This is a genomic window from Inquilinus sp. 2KB_23, from assembly GCF_052115705.1.
In the GTDB taxonomy this organism is placed as follows: domain Bacteria; phylum Pseudomonadota; class Alphaproteobacteria; order DSM-16000; family Inquilinaceae; genus Inquilinus; species Inquilinus ginsengisoli_A.
The window spans coordinates 1-968 of sequence record NZ_JBFRHF010000081.1 but is presented as its reverse complement, the minus strand read 5'-3'; the positions used below and the strand labels follow the sequence as shown (position 1 = coordinate 968).

At 61.0% G+C, this 968-nt stretch carries 1 protein-coding gene; it reads right to left on the bottom strand.

Annotated elements, in window-relative coordinates; translation table 11 throughout:
* A partial coding sequence (locus tag AB4112_RS35975; RefSeq protein ID WP_441727263.1) for an AMP-binding protein occupies positions 1 to 943 on the bottom strand: 943 nt, incomplete at its 3' end.
* Positions 944 to 968 lie beyond the last annotated feature (25 nt).

The following is a 968-nucleotide window of genomic DNA, read 5'->3' as shown; positions in this document are numbered from 1 at the left end:
CGCGGCCTAGGAAGTCGAGGACGCCGTCGGGGCGCCAGCGGGCGAGGTCGCCGGTGCGGTACATGCGGGCGCCGGGAGGCCCGAAGGGGCAGGCGACGAAGCGCTCGGCGGTCAGGCCCGGGCGGTTGAGATAGCCCCGCGCCAGACCCGCCCCCGCGATGTACAGCTCCCCCGGCACTCCCGCAGGCACCGGATGCAGCCCACCGTCCAGCACATACACACGCGTGTTGGGCAGAGGCCGGCCAATGGAAGTGGGACTATTGGCGCCTGAGCCATAAGGAACATCATAAACGGTGGCGCAGACCGTGGTCTCGGTCGGGCCGTACCCGTTTAGAATGCGCAGCCCTGCGATACGGCTTTGTAGATTGGTCAGCAGCGATTCATCAATTGGCTCGACCCCCACCAGGAGGCGTCGAAGCTTGGGTCTAGTTTGCGGCTGGCGCAGTGCCACTTCGAAATCCGTCAGGAAGAATGGCGGGACATAGACGGATTCAATGCTGTTCGTGGTAATCCAATGGGCAAAAGAAAAGCCATCCAACCTCACACGCTCGGGTGCAATCCAAAGCTCTCCTCCTTCTAGGAGACTTGTAAATGCTTCATAAATCGAAACGTCAAAATTGATCGATGTAAATAAACTGCATTTTTTGTACTGATTAGCTTCGCTAAGCTGTCGTATGTTCTGAATAAAGACATTGATATTTTGATGCGAAACAAAGATTCCCTTTGGAGTTCCGGTGGAGCCGGAGGTGTAGATGAGATAGGCGGGGTGGAGGGGTTGGAGGGGGTGCAGGCGGGTGTCGTCGGTGGGGTTGGTGTCGGGGGAGCGTTCGAGCTGGGCGAGGAGTGCGGTGTCGTCGAGGCGGAGGAGCGGGGCGGTGTCGGGCAGGGCGCGGCCGGCGGTGCCGGCGGTGAGGACGAGCCTGGGGTCGGCGTCCTTGAGCATGAAGGCGAGGCGCTCGGGGGGGTAT